Annotated in this window: 16 protein-coding genes; 12 read left to right on the forward strand and 4 right to left on the reverse strand. The window is 68.1% G+C overall.

Annotation, left to right across the window (positions count from 1 at the left end; translation table 11 throughout):
• Positions 1–252 precede the first annotated feature (252 nt).
• Complete coding sequence (gene trxA, locus LGR64_RS22710) at positions 253–1,209, forward strand: thioredoxin (protein WP_012202925.1); 957 nt, start codon at positions 253–255, stop codon at positions 1,207–1,209.
• Between the two features lie 64 nt (positions 1,210–1,273).
• Here trxA and LGR64_RS22715 read toward each other — a convergent pair whose 3' ends face one another.
• A complete protein-coding gene (locus LGR64_RS22715; RefSeq protein WP_230357049.1) occupies positions 1,274–2,080 on the reverse strand; it encodes an aminotransferase class IV family protein in 807 nt (268 codons plus the stop codon).
• A 96-nt stretch (positions 2,081–2,176) separates the two neighbouring features.
• On the opposite strand from LGR64_RS22715, the gene LGR64_RS22720 reads away from it, so the two are divergent.
• Positions 2,177–3,088 carry a LysR substrate-binding domain-containing protein gene (locus LGR64_RS22720; RefSeq protein WP_141830713.1) on the forward strand — a complete coding sequence of 304 codons (912 nt, stop codon included), beginning with the start codon at positions 2,177–2,179 and terminating at the stop codon, positions 3,086–3,088.
• Positions 3,089–3,091: 3 nt separating this feature from the next.
• On the opposite strand, the gene LGR64_RS22725 is transcribed toward LGR64_RS22720, so the two are convergent.
• Complete coding sequence (locus LGR64_RS22725) at positions 3,092–3,988, reverse strand: LysR family transcriptional regulator (protein WP_141830711.1); 897 nt, start codon at positions 3,986–3,988, stop codon at positions 3,092–3,094.
• Positions 3,989–4,082: 94 nt separating this feature from the next.
• Here LGR64_RS22725 and LGR64_RS22730 point away from each other — a divergent pair, with 94 nt between their 5' ends.
• On the forward strand, positions 4,083–4,943 hold the full coding sequence (locus LGR64_RS22730; protein WP_141830709.1) for a DMT family transporter: 861 nt from the start codon (positions 4,083–4,085) through the stop codon (positions 4,941–4,943).
• Between the two features lie 29 nt (positions 4,944–4,972).
• On the opposite strand, the gene LGR64_RS22735 is transcribed toward LGR64_RS22730, so the two are convergent.
• Positions 4,973–5,557 (reverse strand): DJ-1/PfpI family protein, encoded by a 585-nt coding sequence (locus LGR64_RS22735; RefSeq protein WP_012202930.1) that lies wholly within the window; start codon positions 5,555–5,557, stop codon positions 4,973–4,975.
• A gap of 165 nt (positions 5,558–5,722) precedes the next feature.
• The gene (locus LGR64_RS22740) at positions 5,723–6,646 is read right to left on the reverse strand and encodes a phosphoribosylaminoimidazolesuccinocarboxamide synthase (RefSeq protein ID WP_034389917.1); all 924 of its coding nucleotides are present in this window, start codon (positions 6,644–6,646) and stop codon (positions 5,723–5,725) included.
• A gap of 364 nt (positions 6,647–7,010) precedes the next feature.
• Between LGR64_RS22740 and hpf the strand changes: the two genes are divergently transcribed.
• From hpf to LGR64_RS22785, 9 genes are all read left to right on the forward strand, one after another.
• The gene (gene hpf / locus LGR64_RS22745) at positions 7,011–7,370 is read left to right on the forward strand and encodes a ribosome hibernation-promoting factor, HPF/YfiA family (RefSeq protein ID WP_012202932.1); all 360 of its coding nucleotides are present in this window, start codon (positions 7,011–7,013) and stop codon (positions 7,368–7,370) included.
• Between the two features lie 155 nt (positions 7,371–7,525).
• Positions 7,526–7,999 (forward strand): PTS sugar transporter subunit IIA, encoded by a 474-nt coding sequence (locus LGR64_RS22750; protein WP_013804474.1) that lies wholly within the window; start codon positions 7,526–7,528, stop codon positions 7,997–7,999.
• Between the two features lie 40 nt (positions 8,000–8,039).
• Positions 8,040–8,996, forward strand: coding sequence for an HPr(Ser) kinase/phosphatase (gene hprK, locus LGR64_RS22755; RefSeq protein ID WP_013804473.1), 957 nt, complete (start codon positions 8,040–8,042; stop codon positions 8,994–8,996).
• A gap of 240 nt (positions 8,997–9,236) precedes the next feature.
• Positions 9,237–11,426 (forward strand): TonB-dependent receptor, encoded by a 2,190-nt coding sequence (locus LGR64_RS22760; RefSeq protein WP_034389919.1) that lies wholly within the window; start codon positions 9,237–9,239, stop codon positions 11,424–11,426.
• 4 nt (positions 11,427–11,430) lie between these two features.
• Positions 11,431–13,206 carry an enterochelin esterase domain-containing protein gene (locus tag LGR64_RS22765; RefSeq protein WP_141830707.1) on the forward strand — a complete coding sequence of 592 codons (1,776 nt, stop codon included), beginning with the start codon at positions 11,431–11,433 and terminating at the stop codon, positions 13,204–13,206.
• 14 nt (positions 13,207–13,220) lie between these two features.
• Positions 13,221–14,231: a siderophore ABC transporter substrate-binding protein gene (locus LGR64_RS22770; protein WP_141830705.1), complete on the forward strand. Its 1,011-nt coding sequence runs from the start codon at positions 13,221–13,223 to the stop codon at positions 14,229–14,231.
• Positions 14,232–14,277: 46 nt separating this feature from the next.
• On the forward strand, positions 14,278–15,261 hold the full coding sequence (locus LGR64_RS22775; protein WP_141830703.1) for an ABC transporter permease: 984 nt from the start codon (positions 14,278–14,280) through the stop codon (positions 15,259–15,261).
• The gene (locus LGR64_RS22780) at positions 15,258–16,256 is read left to right on the forward strand and encodes an iron chelate uptake ABC transporter family permease subunit (protein ID WP_034389924.1); all 999 of its coding nucleotides are present in this window, start codon (positions 15,258–15,260) and stop codon (positions 16,254–16,256) included. Before LGR64_RS22775 ends, LGR64_RS22780 begins: the two co-directional genes overlap by 4 nt.
• Complete coding sequence (locus LGR64_RS22785) at positions 16,253–17,011, forward strand: iron ABC transporter ATP-binding protein (RefSeq protein WP_141830701.1); 759 nt, start codon at positions 16,253–16,255, stop codon at positions 17,009–17,011. Before LGR64_RS22780 ends, LGR64_RS22785 begins: the two co-directional genes overlap by 4 nt.
• Positions 17,012–17,080 lie beyond the last annotated feature (69 nt).

Consider the following 17,080-nt stretch of genomic DNA (forward strand, 5'->3'; position numbering starts at 1 on the left):
GATGGCAGGCCGCAATGGCGGCACAGCGCGCCAATATAGCCCAGCGCTGCCGCGCCGTGCCCTCGGCCGGGCGGCTTGAAATGCGCGCAGCCTGCTCCCATCTGGGGTGGCTGCCGCCCATGGCGTTCACGCCCTGGGCCTTGGAATTGCTGGAGAATCACACGGTCCGCATCGGAGGCATTCGGCCGCCGAGCTCCGAACCGCCACAGTCCGCGCGCCCTGGCCGCGCGCCTTGCCACAGGGTCTGATCACATGATTGATGTCACCATTGAGAATTTCGAAGCCGAAGTCGTCGCCGCCTCCATGCAGGTGCCGGTGCTCGTCGACTTCTGGGCGCCCTGGTGCGGCCCGTGCAAGACGCTGGGCCCCATCCTGGAAAAGCTCGAAGTGGCCTACGAAGGCCGCTTCAAGCTGGTCAAGATCGACTCCGACCAGGAGCAGCAACTGGCCGGCATGTTCGGCATCCGCTCCATCCCGACCTGCATTCTGATGATGGGCGGCCGCCCCGTGGACGGCTTCATGGGCGCGCAGCCCGAAGGCAAGCTGCGCGAGTTCCTCGACAAGCACCTGCCCTCGGAAGGCGAGCTGGCCGCCGAGGCCGAAGCCGACGAGGCCCACCAGTTGCTGGAAGCCGGCGACACCCAGGCCGCCCTGCAAAAGCTGGCCGACGCCCTGGCCGCCGACCCGGCCAACGACGATGCGCGCTTCGACTACGTGCGCCTGCTGATCGCCACGGGCGGCTACGAAGAGGCCGGCGCCCTGCTGGCCGAGCCGCTCAAGCGCATTCCCCAGGCCACGCGCTTCGAGGCGCTCAACCAGTGGCTGCAGTGCATGCTGTTCGTGCACAACGACGAGCGTGGCAACTGGGAGTTTGCGCAGTTCGACGCCGTCATCGCGCAGAACAAGCGCGACTTCGACACCCGCTTCGGCAAGGCCCGGGCCCTGGCCGCCGAAGGCCAATGGGCAGCCAGCATGGACGAACTGCTGGAAATCATCATGCGCGACAAGGATTGGAACGGCCAGGCCGCGCGCAAGCTCTACGTGGGCATCCTGGAGCTGCTCACGCCCCCGAAGCCCAAGAAGCAGGACGCCATCCCCGGCAAGAGCAGCGGCGGCATCGAGCTGCTGGGCAAGGCTGGCGCCGAACAGGACGAAGCCACGCAACTGGTCAACAGCTACCGCCGCAAGCTCAGCATGGCGCTGAACTGAGACCGGCGCTGCACGGGTGACGAGACGGGGGAGCCTTGCGGCTCCCTTTTTTCATGGCGAGGGCTCAGGGTGCAACCGGTTCCTCGGCCGCATGCGCGCGGTGCAGCAACTGCACGAAGCCGGGCGCATCGGGCAGATGCACATCGGCCAGGCGCCTGACTGGAATGCCCGGGGACCATGAATTCATCACCACGGCGCCGGCCAGGGATGGCAGGTCGGCCCGGGTCAGCACGGCCTGGCGCTGCGCCACGCCCAGGCGCTGCAACTGGCGCCGCAGCATGGACTCGGTCGTGCCCGGCAGCACCTGGGCGCGCGGCCAGACCACGGCATCTCCATCCCAGAAGGCCAGGTTCCAGATGGTGGCCTCGCCAATGCGGCCGTGGCGGTCGGCAAAGGCGGCGTCGTCAAAGCCCTGGGCCACGGCGCGGCGCAGCAGATGCGTCTTGGCCACCTCGCCCACATGCTTGAGGTGGGGCAGCATGCGCTCATGCTCGAACAGCGCCAGGCTCAAGGGCCCGGCGGGGCCCGAGGCGGGTGCCGAGGTGCGCACCAGCATGCGCGGCCGCGCATCGGCGGCCGTGAATTCCCCGGCAGGCGAGTACACCGTGGCGGTCAGCGACACATCCTGCGGGCCGTTGGCAAGCGCCGCCCGCAGCTGCGCCTGGACATGGTCATCGGACAAGGCCTGGCCGTACAGCTCCAGCGAGGCTTGGCGCAGGCGCTGCAGATGCAGGTCCAGCCCGCGCAGCCTGCCGCCGCGCACCTGCATGGCCGTGAAATGGGCATGGCCGGCAAAGGCCAGGGCGGCGAGCTCGGCCGCCGTAGCGGGCTGCCCATCGATAAAGCTGGTGAAGAAAGAGGCGGTTTCCATGGGTTCATCCATCAAGTTTTCTTGATTGTTCGATGGCGGTCCCAAAAGAGGAAGCAAGTAATATTCCGCGATTCATCAAGAAGAATTTGAAGATCCATGCGCCAGCTTCCACCCGGCACGCGCGCCCTGCGCAGCTTCGAGGCTGCAGGGCGCCACCTGAACTTCACGCGCGCGGCCGACGAACTGGGGCTGACCCCGGCGGCGGTCAGCCACCAGATCAAGGAGATGGAGGAACAGCTGGGCCTCGTCCTCTTCACGCGCAACAGCCGCAGCATGCAGCTCACGCCCGCAGGCAGCGTGCTGCTGGAGGCCACGGCCGAGGCGCTGGGCCTGCTGCGGCGCGCCACCGGCCGGGCGCGCCAGCTGGCCCGGGGCGAGACGCGGCTGCGCCTGTCGCTGGGCGCGCGCTTTGCCACGCAGTGGCTGCTGCCCCGGCTGCCGCGCTTTCGCGCCGCGCATCCGCAGATCGAACTGAGCTTCGACATCTGCGACGAGGTGCGCGACTTCGACGCCGATGACATCGACGCCGCCATCCGCTTCGGCACCGGCCGTGATCCGCACACCCTGGCGGTGCGCCTGTTCGATGCCAGGGTGATCCCCGTCTGCAGCCCGGCCCTGCTGCAGTCCGACCCGCCGCTGGCCCGGCCCGTTGACCTGCTGGCGCACACGCTATGCCATGTCGATTGCAGGGTGGACGGCCAGGTCTGGCCGAACTGGCCGATGTGGATGGCGGCGGCCGGCGTGGAGGGCCTGGACGCAGGCCGTTGCATCGCCTTCACCGACTCCAGCCATGTCGTGCAGGCCGTGATGGACGGTGGCGCCGTGGGCCTGGTCGAGCAGGACCTGGTGGCCGAAGACCTGGCCCGTGGCCGCCTGGTGCGCCTGTTCGACATCGCCGTGGGCCTGGGCCCGGCCTACGCCTACCACCTGCTTTACCCCCGGCGCAGCCAGGGCCAGCCGGCCATCGAGGCGCTGCGTGCGTGGGTGCTGCAGGAGGCCGGGCTGTAGCGCCTACTGCCGTACGGGATCGGCAAATCGCATCAACCCGCGCACCACGGCCTGCACGGCCGGGTCTTGTTGCGCGGCGCTGCGGCAGGCCAGTCCCAGCGGGCGTGTCAGGGCGGGGCTGAGTCCGCGCTGCTGCAGCGTGCGGCTGACGGCGTCCATGGGCTCCTCGCGCGGCAGGACCGTGGGGCCGTGGCCTGCGGCGACCAGGGCGCGTATGCCTTCGGGAAAGCTCATTTCCATGCGCGGCTGGGGCAGCAGGCCGGCCTGGGCGAACCATTGGGACAGCAGGCGGTGCATCTGGGTGCCGGCGGCAAAGCCTATCCAGGACTGGGCGTTGAGCCATTCGGGCGTGATCTGGTCGGGCAGCGGCATCTGCGGCGGGGCAAACAGCTCCATGGGGTCGTTGCGCCAGGCGCGCATTTCCAGGCCGGAAGGCACGGGCTGGGGCAGCCCGACCAGGGCCAGGTCCAGGTGGCCAGTCGCCAGGCGCTGCATGGCCTGGGCGGAGCTCACGACTTCCAGGCGCAGTTCCACGCCGGGCGCGTGCTCGGCCAGCCATTGCAGCAGTTCGGGCAAAAGCAGGGGGCTGACGCCGGCCGAGGCGCCTATGCGCACGCTGGCGCCAAAGCCCTCGGCACGCTTGCGCACCTGGCGCAGCAGGGCCTCGCTGTCGGCCAGCAGGCGGCGTCCGCCTTCGGCCAGCAGAGCGCCTGCGGGCGTCAGCTGCGCCTGGCGCTTGCCGCGCACCAGCAGGGGGGTGTCCAGGCGCGCTTCCAGTTCCTGGATGTGCAGGCTGACGGCGGGCGGCGACAGGTGAAGGGCCTGGGCGGCGGCAGCCAGCGTGCCCAGGTCGGCCACGGCCACCAGGGTCTGGAGCTGGTCAAGGTTCAGGCGTCGCATCAGGTTTCCTGAAGATGATGTTCTGAAGATTCGACTTTATCTAATCTGGGTGCGAATCCATCATCCCGTCCCGTATCAAGAACGAGGCCATGGAATGGAATTGAGCAATGCGGTGCTGGCCGCGGCCCTGGGGGCCGCGCTGATGAATGCGGGATGGAACAGCGCCATCAAGCTGGGCGGCGACAAGATGGTCGCCATGGCGCTGACCACGGGGCTGGCCAGCCTGTGGTCGCTGCTGGTGCTGCCCTGGCTGGACTGGCGCGCGGCGGGGTTGTGGGACGCATCGGTGTGGTGGTGGCTGGCGGCCTCGGTGGCCGTGCACACCGTCTATCACTTCGTGCTGCCGCGCGCCTACCAGCATGGCGAGTTCGGCGTGGTCTACCCGGTGGCACGCGGCAGTGCGCCGCTGTTCGTCACGCTGGGCGCGGCGCTGCTGGCCGGAGAGTGGCCGGGCGCGACCGGGCTGGCCGGCGTGCTGTGCCTGTCGCTGGGCGTGCTGGCGCTGTCGTTGCGCAGCGGCGCGGCCAGCGGTTATGGCGGCAGCGGCTATGCGCTGGCCACCGGCGCCATGATTGCCTGCTATACGGTCATCGACGGGCTGGGAGCGCGCGCATCCGGCTCCGCGCTGCTCTATGCGGCCCTGCTCACGCTGGGCGATGGCCTGGCCACGGTGCTGATCGTCGCCTGGCGGCGCGGCCCCGCCGTGCTGCGTGCCGATGCACGCACCTGGCGCCTGTGCGCCCTGGCCGCCGCCATGCAGCTGAGTGCCAGCTGGATGGCGACCTGGGCGCTGTCGCAGGCGCCCATGGGGCTGGTGTCTGCACTGCGTGAAAGCAGCGTGCTGTTTGCGGGCTGGATTGCCGCCTGGCTGATGCGCGAGCGCCTGGGCCGCGTGCGCATGCTGGCCTCGGCCCTGGTGTTCGGCGGCATCGTGCTGGTGCGCTGGGGCGGTTGAGCCGCCTGGCGCCAACGGCTGCTGCGTGCTCAGCCGTGGCTGATGCGCGTGCCCAGGAGTGTCAGGAACTGGGCGATCCAGGCCGGATGGGCCGGCCAGGCGGGGGCGCTGACCAGGTTGCCTTCGGTATGCGCCTGGTCCACGCCGATGTCGGCATAGGTGCCGCCGGCCAGCTCGACCTCGGCACGGCAGGCCGGGTAGGCCGAGCAGGTGCGGCCCTTGAGCACGCCGGCGCCGGCCAGCAGCTGGGCGCCATGGCAGACGGCGGCCACGGGCTTGTTGTTGTCGAAGAAGTGGCGCACGGCGGCGCGCACGGCGTCGTAGTTGCGCAGGTACTCGGGGCCGCGTCCACCGGGGATCACCAGGGCGTCGTACTGCTCGGGCTTGATGTCGGCGAAGCTGGCGTTGAGCGTGAAGTTGTGGCCGGGCTTTTCGCTGTAGGTCTGCGCGCCCTCGAAATCATGGATGGCCGTCTTGATGTGTTCCCCGGCCTTCTTGTCGGGGCAGACCGCATGCACCGTGTGTCCCACGGCCTGCAGGGCCTGGAAGGGAACCATGGTTTCGTAGTCCTCGCAGTAGTCGCCACAGATCATCAGAATCTTCTTGCCAGCCATGTGCTTGCTCCTTCAGAAAAAGTCAGAGGAAGCGAACATTGTGGCAGCCTCGGTGACGCAGGCATGACCGGCTGCAAAAACGCAGGCCCGCAACGAAAAAGAGAGCCGAAGCTCTCTTTTGCGGGGAAGGCGCGCGGGGCCAGACTATGGCGGGCCGTCAGGCCGTCAGGCCGTCAGGCGCTGCAGGGCTTCGCGGTACTTGGCGGCCGTCTTCTCGGTCACTTCCTGGGGCAGGCGCGGGGCCGGGGCGCTCTTGTCCCAGGGCTTGCCGTTGACCTGGGCCTGCTCCAGCCAGTCGCGCACGAACTGCTTGTCGTAGCTGGGCGGGTTCTCGCCCTTGGCCAGCGCTTCGGCATAGCCTTCCACGGGCCAGTAGCGCGAGCTGTCGGGCGTGAGCACCTCGTCCATCAGCACCAGTTCGCCGTTTTCGTCCAGGCCGAATTCGAACTTGGTGTCGGCAATGATCATGCCCTTTTCGAGGGCGATGGCCGCAGCCTCCTTGTAGATGCGGATGGCTGTGTCGCGGATCTGGGAGGCCAGCTTCTCGCCGACCATCTCCACCGTGCGCTCGTAGGTGATGTTCTCGTCATGGTCGCCCATCTCGGCCTTGGCGGCCGGGGTGTAGATGGGCTCGGGCAGCTTGGCGGCGTTGGTCAGGCCTTCGGGCAGGGGCACGCCGCAGACCGAGCGCGATTCCTGGTATTCCTTCCAGCCGCTGCCGGCCAGGTAGCCGCGCACCACGGCCTCGATCAGCACGGGCTTGAGGCGCTTGACCAGCATGGAGCGGCCCGTGACCTGGGGCACTTCGGCGGGCGTGACCACGGACTCGGGTGCTTCGCCGGTCAGGTGGTTGGGGCAGATGTGGCCGAGCTTGTCGAACCAGAACAGCGCCATTTGCGTCAGCAGCTCGCCCTTGCCGGGGATGGGCTCGCCCATGATCACGTCGAAGGCCGACAGGCGGTCCGAGGCCACCATCAGGATGCGGTCATCGCCCACGGCATAGTTGTCGCGCACCTTGCCGCGCGCGAGCAGCGGCAGCGAGGCAATGTTGGAAGTGTGCAGGGCGGAGGGGCGGGACTGGGTGGTCATGTGAGGCAAGGGGCAATCTGGCAAAGAGGCTGCAGCGGCCGGATGGCTGCAAGCGGCACGCGCAGGAGCGCGATTCTAACCAACGGCGCCTCGCGGTGACGGGCGGCCCGTGGCAAGCCCCACCCCAGGGGCGCAGCCTGGCAAACCCGCCGATTGTGCGCCCAATTGCATGGCGCGCAAAACCCGCCTCCAAGGCCCTGCACCGTCCTGCGCTATCGGCGTGCGGCGTTGCTTTTGGGCAGACCCCGGCGCATAGTGGATTCGCAAGCAAACGAATGCGCATTCCGGCCTGCAAGCACCTGTCCCTGCGGATCGTCTCCCGGTGGACCGGGCTGTTTTCATCCAGAGCAAGGAGTGTTTAGATATGAATCTGACGATTAGTGGGCATCACCTGGAGGTCACTCCCTCGCTGCGCAGTTACGTCATGGCCAAGCTCGAACGCATTCTTCGACACTTTGACCAGGTGGTGGATGTAAAGGTCTTGCTGACCGTTCATAACCAAAAGGAGAAGGAAAAGCGCCAACGTGCCGGTTGCACGCTGCGCGTCAAGGGCCAGGATCTTTTTGTCGAGACCTCTCACTTCGATCTCTACGCCGCCGTCGATGCGCTGGCTGACAAGCTGGACCGCGTGGTGGTGCGCTACAAGACCCGCCAGCAGGGCAGCCGCTATGGTTCGGCCAAGCGACTCGATGATGCTGGGCTGACCTTGGCGTCAGTCGGGTGACAGGTAAGGCGCCAGCCCTGTGCGGGCGCTTACAATACCTGCGCTTATGTGGCTGATGAGCCACGCACGACCACCGCCCTTCGGGGCGGTTTTTGATGGGGGTCAGGGTTTCCCCACGGTTTCCGGCACTGCGGTGCATAATTGTTTCCCGAACCATGAACCGTCTTGCCTCCATCCTGCCCGCCGCTCAAGTGCTCGTGAGCGTCGACGTCACCAGCAAAAAGCGCGCTTTCGAAGAAGCAGGTCTGCTCTTCGAGAGCCTGCATGGCCTGTCCCGCGCACTCATCACCGACAGCCTGTTTGCACGCGAACGCCTGGGCTCGACGGGGCTTGGCCACGGCGTGGCCATTCCCCATGGACGCATCAAGGGCCTGACCGCTCCCATGGCGGCCGTGTTCCAACTGGACAATCCCATTGGTTTCGATGCCCCCGATGAGCAGCCCGTGGGCCTGCTGATCTTTCTGCTGGTGCCCGAAGCGGCCACACAGAAGCATCTGGAAATCCTGTCCGAAATCGCCGAGCTTCTTAGCGACAGCCAGCTGCGCGAGCGCCTGAAGTCCTGCGCCGATGCCGCCCGGCTGCATGGAATGATTGCCGGCTGGCAGTCCTCCGCTGCGCCCCTGGTCTAGTCTTCCAGACTTTTTCCTTCCCCTTTTCACGGGCCTTGCCATGAGACCCAGTGCCATCAGCGCCGATGTCCTGTTCGAGGAGTTCCGCTCCAGCCTGCGCTGGGAGTGGGTGGCGGGCCTGGGAGCCTCGGAGCGCCGTTTCGACGAGATGGCCGTGCGCTCGGCGCGCTCCGGCGCGGACCTCGTCGGCTACCTGAACTACATCCATCCCTACCGGCTGCAGGTGCTGGGCGAGCGCGAGATCGCCTATCTGAGCAATGCCACGCCGCAGGACTGCCAGCGCCGCGTGGCACGCATCGTCACGCTGGAGCCGCCCGTGCTGGTGCTGGCCGACGGGCAGACGGCGCCCGATGCGCTGCTGTCCATGTGCGAGCGCGCCCACATTCCCATGTTCTCCACGCGCGAGCAGTCGGCCTTCGTGATCGATGTGCTGCGCGCCTACCTGGCCAAGCATTTCGCCGACCGCACCACCATGCACGGCGTGTTCATGGACATCCTGGGCATGGGTGTGCTGATCACGGGCGAGTCGGGCCTGGGCAAGAGCGAGCTGGGACTGGAACTGGTGACGCGCGGCAACGGCCTGGTGGCCGATGACGCGGTGGACCTGTACCGCATCAACCAGACGACGATCGAGGGCAAGTGCCCCGAGCTGCTGCAGAACCTGCTGGAGGTGCGCGGCATCGGGCTGCTGGACATCCGCGCCATCTTTGGCGAGACGGCCGTGCGCCGCAAGATGCGCCTCAAGCTCATCGTTCACCTGGTGCGCAAGGAAACCATGGAGCGCGAGTACGAGCGCCTGCCGGCCGAGCCGCTGACGCAGGATGTGCTCGGCGTGCCCGTGCGCAAGGTGGTGATCCAGGTGGTGGCGGGCCGCAACATCGCCGTGCTGGTCGAGGCCGCCGTGCGCAATGCCATCTTGCAGCTGCGCGGCATCGACACCTACCAGGAATTCGTGCAGCGCCACCGCCGCGCCATGGAGCGCGGCGACACCTTCTAGCGACCTCTGGCGTCGCCGAGGCCGGGCCGCCTGTTGCCTGGCCCCCACTGTTTTCAACGCGATTGTTTGCTGGCCGTGCGCCCATGTTTGCGCGCGGTGCGTTGTTGCTGCTTTCTTAATAAGAATAATTCTCATTTTCTATAATTCGGGCAGATGCCGTATCCGGCCTGTGTCCGAGTGTGTCCGAGTGGCTCCGGGCTGGATGCGGCGCATTTCCTTCCGTCTCGAAAGCCCTCCCGGATGTCTTCCCGTACCCGCATCGGCCTGCCGCGCACAGGCGCCGTCAGCCCCTTCACCCCTGTTTGCACCCCTGTTTGCACGCTCCACCGCCTGGGCACCATCGCCCGTGTCTGCGCCATGGTGGCTGCCGCGGCGCTGCCCGCGGGCGCCTGGGCCGCTGACGCCGAGCTGGGCGAGGTCACGGTGCGCGGCACCACCGATCCCCAGACCCTTCCCACGGTGGCCCCGGGCGGCCAGGTGGCCAAGGGTGCGGGCCTGGGCGTGCTGGGCCAGCGCGATGTGATGGACACGCCGTTCAACATCACCTCCTACACGGCCGAAGGCATTGCCAACCAGAACGCGGCCACGCTGATGTCGGTGCTGGAAAACGATCCTTCGGTGCGATTCACCACCAACACCGGCCATGCCTATGAGAACTTCACCATCCGCGGCCTGGGGGTGAATGCCTCGGAGCTGGGCTTCAACGGCCTGTATGGCCTGGCGCCCGACGGCCACGTGCCCGTCGAGATGATCGAGCGCGTGGAGGTGCTCAAGGGCCCCGGTGCGCTGATGAGCGGCATGACGCCCGGCGGTGCCGTGGGCGGCACCATCAACCTGGTGACCAAACGCCCGCTGGCCCAGGATCTCACGCGCGTGACCACCATGTTCAGCAGCGGCTCGCAGCTGGGCCTGCAGGCCGATGTCTCGCGCCGCTTCGGCCCCGAGCGCCGCCTGGGTATACGCGTCAACGGCAGCACCTCGAGCGGCGACACCGAGATCGACGGCCAGAACCGCCGCCACGGCCTGGGCGCGCTGGCGCTGGACTACCAGGGCGACGGATTCACGCTGGGGCTGGATGCCTACAGCTACCGCTCCACCATCCGCGATGGCAGCCCGATGATGGTCAGCATGCAGAACCTCAAGCAGGTCATCGCGGCGCCCGACGCCACGACCAACCTGTTCCCCGGCATACACGCCAAGCAGCAAAGCGATGCGCTGATGCTGCGCGGCTCGGTGGACCTGGGCGCGGACTGGACGCTGTTCGGCTCCGCAGGCACGGCGCAGCATGCCTACGACGGCATGCTCAACGGCACGCGCGTGGTGCTGCGCGCCCAGGGCGACGGCTCGGCCGTGGGCCAGACCTACAACCAGTACGGCTATACCGACAGCACGGCGGCCGAGTTCGGCGTGCGCGGGCGCCTGCGCACGGGCGGCGTGAACCACCTGCTGGTAGCCTCCCTGAACTGGATGAACCAGAAGGGCGGGCGCGCGGCCGTGGCCACCAGCGCCAGCTACATCACCAACATCTACAACCCCGCGCCCATCACGCTGGCCGGCCCCTACGGCGCCATCAAGCAGGAGCGCGACGATGTGCTCAGCAGCCTGGCCCTGGCCGACACGCTGAGCTGGGGAGGCGATGCCGTGCAACTGACCGTGGGCGCACGCCTGCAGCGCGTGAACCAGAAGATGGCGGGCTACAACGAGCAGGCCGTCTCGCCCGCGCTGGGCCTGGTGGTCAAGCCCTGGGGCGATGCGGTCTCGCTGTACGCCAACCATGTGCAGGGCCTGAGCGCGGGCTCCATCGTCGGCGCCACCTATGCCAATGCCGGCGAAGTGTTCGCGCCTTACAAGACCAAACAGTTCGAGATCGGCGCCAAGTGGCGCACGGGTGATTTCACGCAGACGGTCTCGCTGTTCCAGATCGAGCGGCCCTCGTCCGTGGTGGAGACAGCGACCAACCGCCTGCTGATGGATGGCGAGCAGCGCAACCGGGGCCTGGAGTGGAATGTGTTCGGCGAGCCGCTGCGCGGCACGCGCGTGCTGGGCGGCCTGGCCTACACCCAGGCCATCCAGAGCAAGACCCAGGGCGGCGCGCGCAATGGCTTCGGCGTCTACGGCGTGCCGCGCTGGACGGCCAACCTGGGCGGCGAATGGGACGTGCCCGCGCTCCCGGGCGCCACGCTCACCGGTCGCCTGATCTACACGGGCGCCCAGTGGGTGAATTCGGCCAACACGCTGAAGATGCCCAGCTGGACCCGCGTGGACGTGGGCGCGCGCTATGCCACCCGCATCGCGGCCAAACCCGTCACCTTCCGCGCCACGGTGGAGAACCTGTTCGACAAGTCCTACTGGGCCGGCAGCTTCAACGACAACTTCGCCACCACGGGCGGCCCGCGCACGGTACGTGTCTCGGCCACGGTGGACTTCTGACGCCATGGCGCAAGCTGCACGACAAGGCCTGTGCCTGGCCGCCTCGCTGCTGTGCCTGCTGGGCGCAGCCGTCCATGCCGGTGAAGACATGACGGCAGCCGCATCGCGGCAGGCCCTGGCCGCACGGCCGGGCACGCTGGCGCCGGGCCAGGGGGCCACAGGGGTCCTGGCTGCCGGTGGGTGCGAGTCCTGGCGCGTCGATCTGCCCGCCGGCCACGTGGTCCAGGGTGAATTCGAAGGGCAGGGCGTGGCCCTGGACCTGGAGGATGCCCAGGGCCGGCACCTGCGCCGCCTGGCGCGGCCCGATGGCGGCGCGCAGTCGCTGATGTGGGTCACGGAGGGGGCCGGCAGGCAAAGGCTGGTGGCGCGCTACATCGCAACGGACGCGCTGATGGCCGGCGAGGTGAAATCCGCAGCCGGTCGCTTTGCGCTGCGGTTGACCTCCAGTTTTGCGCCGTTGGGCGCCAAGGCTGTGCAGGCCTCGGAGCGGCCTGCGCTGGAAAGCCCACGCCTGCAGGCCCTGGCGCAGGCCATCCAGCGCGGCGCGGGTTCGGGCGTGGCGGCAGACGCCTTCTGGCGGCGCGTGCAGGAGGAGGGCGCGCCGATGGTGGAGCCGCTGCCCGGCGGCCAGTCCCTGGTCACCTTCCTGTGGCGTGGCCAGCCGCGCGCCGGCATGCAGGGGGTTCGCCTGTTCGGCAGCCCGGCCGGCAACCATGATCCGCTGCAGCATTTGGCCGGCAGCGATGTCTGGTGGGCCAGCTTCCGCATGGCCGACAACGCGCGGCTCAGTTACCGCCTGGCGCCCGATGTGCCGTTGATCGCAGGCTCGGCCATGGAGCAGCGCCGCGCCCTGCTGGCCACGGCGCAGCGCGATCCGCTCAATCCCAAGGTGTTTCCGCAGCCGCCAAAGTCGCCTCAGGGCGGCTTCATCGACGCCTTCCAGGGCGCCTCCGTGCTGGAGCTGCCCAAGGCGCCGCCCCAGCCCTGGGTGGCGCCGCGCGCGGGCGTGGCCCAGGGGGCGCTGGTGCAGCACCGCCTGTCCAGCCGCGTGCTGGGCAACAGCCGCGATGTCTGGACCTACCGCCCGGCGGGCGGCCAGGCGCCCGAGGCCCTGCTGGTGCTGTTCGACGGCAACGCCTATGCGAAGCAGGTGTCCACGCCCACCCTTATCGACAACCTCATGGCCGACGGCCTGATCCCGCCCACGGCCGTGGTGCTGGTGGACAACGCCAGCCCGCAGGCGCGCGGCAGGGAGTTGCCGCCCAACACTGCTTTCGCACGCTTTCTGGATGAGGAGCTGATGCCCTGGGTGGGTGAACAGGGCCTGGGCCAGCCGGCGGCGCGCACGGTGATCGGTGGCTCCAGCTTTGGCGGCCTGGCCTCGGCCTACGCGGGTCTGGTCAATGCGCGCTGGTTCGGCAACGTGCTGAGCATGTCGGGATCGTTCTGGTGGTCGCCGGCCGGCGAGGTGCCGGGCTGGGTGCAGCGCCGCTATGCCCAGGAGCCGCGCCAGCCCGTGCGCTTTTATCTGGATGCGGGCCGCTACGAGCGCGCACGCGGCGGGCAGGACGGCATCCTGGAAACCAACCGCCACCTGGCCGACGTGCTGCGCGCCAAGGGCTACGAGGTCACCCAGGCCGAGCACGAGACCAGCCATGACTACCTGCAGTGGCAGGGCTCGCTGGCCTGCGGCCTGGTGGCCCTGCTCAACCCCGGGCGCTTTGCCCAGGGCCTGCCGGCCTGCGAGCGCATGCCGGACGGCACGCCGGCACTTCCCTGATGCCGCAAAGGCCAATGTTTGAACTTCCTGGCAATACAGCAATCACTGTAAAGATGAACACCATGAATGCAAATCATTCCCGTCGCCAGATCCTGGCGAAGATGGGCCAGGGCCTGGGCGTGCTGGTCACGCTGCCGCTGGCGGCGCAGATGTCCCATGCCCAGACGGCAGCGGCTGGCAAGACCGTGACCGTGCCGCATGCCAAGGGCGAGATCCAGGTGCCCTTCAAGCCCGTGCGCGTGCTGGTGTTCGAGCTGGCGGCGCTGGACACGCTGCAGGCGCTGGGCGGCGAGGTGCGGGGTGTGCCCGAGTTCAAGATGCCGCCGCTGCTGGCACGCTATGCCGATGCGAAATACGCGCGCATCGGCAGCCTGTTCGAGCCTGACTACGAATCCATCAAGGCGCTGTCGCCCGACCTCATCATCGTGGGCGGCCGCTCCGAGGCCAAGTACAAGGAGCTGTCGCGCTTCGCCCCCGTGCTGGACCTGAGCGTCAGCGACCAGCACCAGATGGCCGACATCTACCGCAACATCCGCACGCTGGGCGCCGTCTACGGCCTGCAGGACAAGGCCGAGGCCGAGGTCCGGTCGGTGGAGCAGGCCATCACCGCACTGCATGGGAAGGCGCAGGACGCCGGCAAGGGGCTGGTGCTGCTGACCTCGGGCGGCAAGCTCAGTGCCTATGGGCCGGGTTCGCGCTTCGGCATGCTGCACGATGTGTTCGGCGTGAAGCCGGCCATCGACAACCTCACGGTGGCGCGCCATGGGCAGGTGGTCTCCTTCGAGTTCCTGCTCAAGACCAATCCCGACTGGCTGTTCGTCATCGACCGCGACGTGGCCATCGGCCAGGATGGCAAGACCGCCCAGCAACTGCTGGACAACCCGCTGGTGCGTGCCACCAAGGCATGGCGCGGCAAGCAGGTGGTCTATCTGAATGCGGCCAACTGGTACACCCTGTCCAACGCCGGGCCGGGCGCGCTGAAGGCCAATATCCAGCAACTGTCGGATGCCTTTGCCCGCACATGACCTCAAAGCGTTGAGCCCGCCTGTCACCACCGCGCACGCCGCGCCCATGTCACGCCCCTCTCGCCAGGCCCTTGCCTGGCTTTTCGCGCTGGGCCTGTTGCTGGCGCTGTCGCTGGCCAGCCTGATGGTGGGTGCGGGCGACATGCACTGGAGCGTGCTGTGGTCGCGCAGCGAGGACGACCTGGCCAGCCAGGTGCTGGTCTACAGCCGCGTGCCGCGCACGCTGGCCCTGGTGCTGGCCGGCGCATCGATGGCGGTCTGCGGCCTGCTCATGCAGATGCTGGCGCGCAACCATTTCGTGGAGCCCTCCACCGTGGGCACGGTGGAGTCGGCCAGCCTGGGCATGCTGGCCGCGTTCCTCTGGGTGCCGCATTGGCCGGTGATGGCCAAGATGGGCATCTCGGCCGTGGCGGCACTGCTGGGCACGGCGCTGTTCCTGGCCGTGCTCTCGCGCATCCGACTGCGTTCGTCGTGGATGGTGCCCCTGGTCGGCCTGGTGCTGGCCGGCGTGCTGGAGGCAGCCGCCAGCTTTCTGGCCCTGCAGTTCGACATGATGCAGGCGCTCAAGTCCTGGTCCAACGGCGATTTCTCGCTGGTGGTTCAGGGCCGCTACGAGTTGCTGTGGCTGTCGCTGGGCGTCACGGCCCTGGCCTGCCTGGCGGCCGACCGTTTCACCGTGGCGGGCCTGGGCGAGAGCTTTGCCACCAACCTGGGCCTGAACTACCGGCGCCTGGTCTGGCAGGGGCTGGTGGTGGTGGCCGTGGCCACTTCCGCCGTGGTGGTCACGGCCGGCAGCCTGCCCTTTGTGGGCTTGATCGTGCCCAATTTGGTGCGCCTGGTCCTGGGCGACAACGTGCGCCGCAGCGTGCTGTGGGTGGCGCTGATCGGCGCGGGCCTGACCGTGCTGTGCGACCTGGTCGGGCGGCTGCTGATCGCTCCCTATGAAATCCCCGTGGGCACCGTGCTGGGCGTGCTGGGCAGTGCCCTGTTCCTGGCGCTGATCCTGCGCCGCCGCAAGGACCGTGCATGAGCAGCCTGCCGCAATCCGTTGCTTCCGATGAGCCTGCAGCGCGCAGCTGGGGCCATGGCGCGCGCCTGGCGCTGCTGGGCGCGCTGGCCCTGCTGTGCCTGCTGGCCTTCATGACCGTGGGCGTCAAGACCGACTGGGCCTTCGTGCTGGAGCACCGGGGCGCCAAGGTGCTGACCATGACGCTGGTGGCCTGTGCCATCGGCCTGTCCACCGTGGTGTTCCAGACCGTGTCGCACAACACCATCCTCACGCCTTCCGTCATGGGGCTGGATGCGCTGTACCTGTTCGTGCAGGCGTCCATGGTGCTGATGCTGGGCGCGGCGGGCGTGTCCGCCATGGGCGAGGTCGGGCGCTATGCGCTCAACATCGTGCTGATGATGGGCTTCAGCGTGCTGCTGATGCGCTGGCTGTTCGTGGGCCATGCCAGCAGCCTGCACCTGATGCTGCTGGTGGGCATGGTGGGCGGCATCTTCTTTCGCAGCCTGGCCGGGCTGGCCATGCGCGTGCTCGATCCCAATGAGTTCACGGCGCTGCAGGACCGCATGTTCGCCAACTTCAACGCGGTGAACCTGCAGCTGCTGCTGCCGTCGCTGCTGCTGATCGCCCTGGGCAGCGCCTGGATCTGGCGCCAGCGCCGCGTGCTGGACGTGATCTCGCTGGGGCGCGATGCCGCCGTCAGCCTGGGCCTGGACTACGAGGGCCGCGTGCTGCGGCTGCTCGCCGTGGTGGCCTGCATGGTGGCCGTGTCCACGGCCCTGGTCGGCCCGGTGATCTTCTTCGGCCTGCTGGTCAGCAACATGGCCTATCACGCCATGGGCACGCGCCGCCATGCCTGGGTGCTGCCTGCGGCCGTGCTCTGGGGCTGCGTGCTGCTCATGGGCGGGCAGGTACTGCTTGAGCAGCTTTTTCAATTCAATACCGTGCTGAGCATCGTGGTGGAGTTCCTGGGTGGAATCGTCTTCATCGTGCTGCTCATGCGCAAGGGGACCCAATGATCGAGGTGCGTGATCTGCTCAAGCGCCATGGCGGCACGGCAGTGCTGCAGGAGCTCAATTTCGATGTGCCCGAGCGGGCGCTGACGGCCATCATCGGGCCCAACGGTGCGGGCAAGTCCACGCTGCTGTCCCTGGTCAGCCGCCTCATGCCCATCACGGCGGGCAAGGTGCGGGTGGCCGGCCTCGACGTGGCCACCACGCCCACCGAGGCGCTGGCGCGCATCATGGCCATCCTGCGCCAGGACAACCAGAGCACGCTGCGCCTGACGGTGCGCGACCTGGTGGGCTTTGGCCGCTTTCCGCACAGCAAGGGCCGGCTGGGCCCCGAAGACCTGCGCCATGTGGACGAGGCGCTGGAATACCTGCAGCTCACGCCGCTGGCCGAGCGCTTTCTCGACGAACTCTCAGGCGGCCAGCGCCAGCGCGCCTACATCGCCATGGTGCTGTGCCAGGACACGCCCTTCATCCTGCTGGACGAGCCGCTGAACAACCTGGACATGGCCCACGCCGTCAGCATGATGGGCCTGCTGCGCCGCGCCGTCACCGAGCGTGGCAAGACCGTGGTCATGGTGCTGCACGACATCAACTTCGCCTCCTGCTACGCCGACCACATCATCGCGCTCAAGGACGGCCGTCTGGCCGTGGCGGGCTCGCCGGCCGAGGTCGTGCAGGACGAGGTCCTCAGCCGCCTCTACGGCATCCCCGTCAGCGTGCACGAGGTCAAGGGCCGCAGGCTTTGCCATTACTTTGGTTGAACATGCGGCGTTTCGGGCTTGGCGCTTGAACTTGGCGCGGCCTAGGCGAGGGACACCAAGCAAGGGCCT

Source organism: Delftia sp. Lp-1, from assembly GCF_020523835.1.
In the GTDB taxonomy this organism is placed as follows: Bacteria; Pseudomonadota; Gammaproteobacteria; order Burkholderiales; family Burkholderiaceae_C; genus Comamonas; species Comamonas acidovorans.

Coding starts and splice junctions, on each gene's coding strand:
- LGR64_RS22760 (WP_034389919.1), top strand. CDS start 9,237: ATGTCTTCCCGTACCCGCATCGGCCTGCCGCGCACAGGCGCCGTCAGC.
- LGR64_RS22780 (WP_034389924.1), top strand. CDS start 15,258: ATGAGCAGCCTGCCGCAATCCGTTGCTTCCGATGAGCCTGCAGCGCGC.
- LGR64_RS22740 (WP_034389917.1), bottom strand. CDS start 6,646: ATGACCACCCAGTCCCGCCCCTCCGCCCTGCACACTTCCAACATTGCC.
- LGR64_RS22765 (WP_141830707.1), top strand. CDS start 11,431: ATGGCGCAAGCTGCACGACAAGGCCTGTGCCTGGCCGCCTCGCTGCTG.
- LGR64_RS22720 (WP_141830713.1), top strand. CDS start 2,177: ATGCGCCAGCTTCCACCCGGCACGCGCGCCCTGCGCAGCTTCGAGGCT.
- LGR64_RS22775 (WP_141830703.1), top strand. CDS start 14,278: ATGTCACGCCCCTCTCGCCAGGCCCTTGCCTGGCTTTTCGCGCTGGGC.
- trxA (WP_012202925.1), top strand. CDS start 253: ATGATTGATGTCACCATTGAGAATTTCGAAGCCGAAGTCGTCGCCGCC.
- hpf (WP_012202932.1), top strand. CDS start 7,011: ATGAATCTGACGATTAGTGGGCATCACCTGGAGGTCACTCCCTCGCTG.
- LGR64_RS22730 (WP_141830709.1), top strand. CDS start 4,083: ATGGAATTGAGCAATGCGGTGCTGGCCGCGGCCCTGGGGGCCGCGCTG.
- LGR64_RS22770 (WP_141830705.1), top strand. CDS start 13,221: ATGTTTGAACTTCCTGGCAATACAGCAATCACTGTAAAGATGAACACC.
- LGR64_RS22785 (WP_141830701.1), top strand. CDS start 16,253: ATGATCGAGGTGCGTGATCTGCTCAAGCGCCATGGCGGCACGGCAGTG.
- LGR64_RS22715 (WP_230357049.1), bottom strand. CDS start 2,080: ATGGAAACCGCCTCTTTCTTCACCAGCTTTATCGATGGGCAGCCCGCT.
- LGR64_RS22725 (WP_141830711.1), bottom strand. CDS start 3,988: ATGCGACGCCTGAACCTTGACCAGCTCCAGACCCTGGTGGCCGTGGCC.
- LGR64_RS22735 (WP_012202930.1), bottom strand. CDS start 5,557: ATGGCTGGCAAGAAGATTCTGATGATCTGTGGCGACTACTGCGAGGAC.
- LGR64_RS22750 (WP_013804474.1), top strand. CDS start 7,526: ATGAACCGTCTTGCCTCCATCCTGCCCGCCGCTCAAGTGCTCGTGAGC.
- hprK (WP_013804473.1), top strand. CDS start 8,040: ATGAGACCCAGTGCCATCAGCGCCGATGTCCTGTTCGAGGAGTTCCGC.